Genomic DNA, 1,515 nt, shown 5'->3' with positions numbered 1-1,515 from the left:
AGGCGAAGATCCCGAGCCCTGCACAGGTCTGTGCACCCGCCAGACGGCGGAGGCGAGTGCGGCGGAATCCGAAGCTGCGCTTGAGGTGGCTGATCCGGGCTTCGATGCCGACTCTCCAGTTGCGCATCCGCCGGAACGGGCGGCTGCATTCGTACTGCTGGCGGGCCTTGCCCAGGGTTCCGGTGCGCTGGAGGCCGATCCTTCGGACCCCGAGTTCGGCCAGGGCCCGGTCGTTGGCGGCGGTGCCGAAGCCGCGGTCGGCGACCACGGTTGCCGGCACCCGGCCGGTGAGCGTGGTCACCCGCTCGACCGCGGGCACCAACTGCGGGGCATCGGCCGGGTTCCCGCGGTGGACCTGGTGGTCGACGACGAAGCCGCCTTCGTCCTCGGCGACCAGCGCGGTGTAGCCGAACTGGGTGGGGTGTTGCGGCTTGCCCTTGCGGATCGGCCGGGCGTCAGGGTCGGCCAGCGACACCAGCCGGTCGGGGATCTTGCGAATGCCTGCCAGCCGTAACGCGGTCTGTTCCAGAAGGCGCTGCGTGCCCGCCACCGTCCCGGCCAGCTCACTGACCAGGTGTGCTAGTCGTCCCGAGGGCCGCGCGTGCAGTGCGCGTCGCGCGTTGCGCTCCACCGCGGCCACATCCTGCAGCGTCGCTGAGGCGATGGCGGCGACTTCGCCGGTGAGCTTATCGATTTCGCCCAGCGCCTGGCCGGTGCGCCGACGCAGGGTGCGAGAGATCTGCTTGAAGCGGCGGCCTGCTGATCGGCTGCGGTCCCGGAAACGGGTGCGACGGGCGATGCCGGTGGCCTTGATCCGACGCACCAGCCGGCCCAGCTTGCGCACCCCGTGCTCCAACAGGTCGGCGTCCGTGGGATGGTCGATGTCGGCTTCGACCACAGTGGTGTCGATACCCAGCTTGCGGCACCGCAGCAGCTTGTCCTCCACCAGCTTGCCCAGCAACGCGGCGTTGAGCTGTTCGATGGTCTGGGTGCCGCTGCGGCGTACGAGCTTGACCAGTGCGGTCGGGTGGGGCACCGGGGAAGTCAGCGGGATCCGGCAGAACCGCCTCCAGCTCAGCGAGTCCGCCACTTCACGGCAGAGCGTCTCGTATCCGAGCTGGTACCGGTGCTTGAGGTAGAGCAGCCGCAGCAGCGTCTCGACCGGGACCGACGGCCGCCCCAGCCGCTCGGCGAACACTGTCCGCCACGGGGCAATGAACCGCTCGTCGTCCAAGTACGCGTCGATCCGGGCCAGCTCGGCAGGCAGCTGCCGCGCTTGCTCCGGCAGTGCCTCCCACCAGCTGTCCTGCGGCACGGACAACCGCAACATCGCCACCACCCCCGGCCCGCGTCGACCCACCACCACTGTGGCGGCCACGGACAGAAGGCACCAGCACTCCGCCCAGCTCACCCCAGGGCATCAGGGTCAGCGGCTCCTGGAGCGGTAGGGCCCGCTCCAGGAATTTCTGGGCGAAGTTCGGGGCGGGAACGTAGTTCCGCCGGATCGGCTTCGGG

At 70.0% G+C, this 1,515-nt stretch carries 1 protein-coding gene; it reads right to left on the bottom strand.

Features of this window, described 5'->3' with window-relative positions:
• A partial coding sequence (locus ACWEBX_RS40485) for an ISNCY family transposase (protein ID WP_451889689.1) occupies nucleotides 1–1,330 on the bottom strand: 1,330 nt, incomplete at its 3' end.
• Nucleotides 1,331–1,515 lie beyond the last annotated feature (185 nt).

This window comes from Streptomyces sp. NPDC005070 (assembly GCF_053600395.1).
This window is presented reverse-complemented; position numbering and strand designations above follow the sequence as displayed.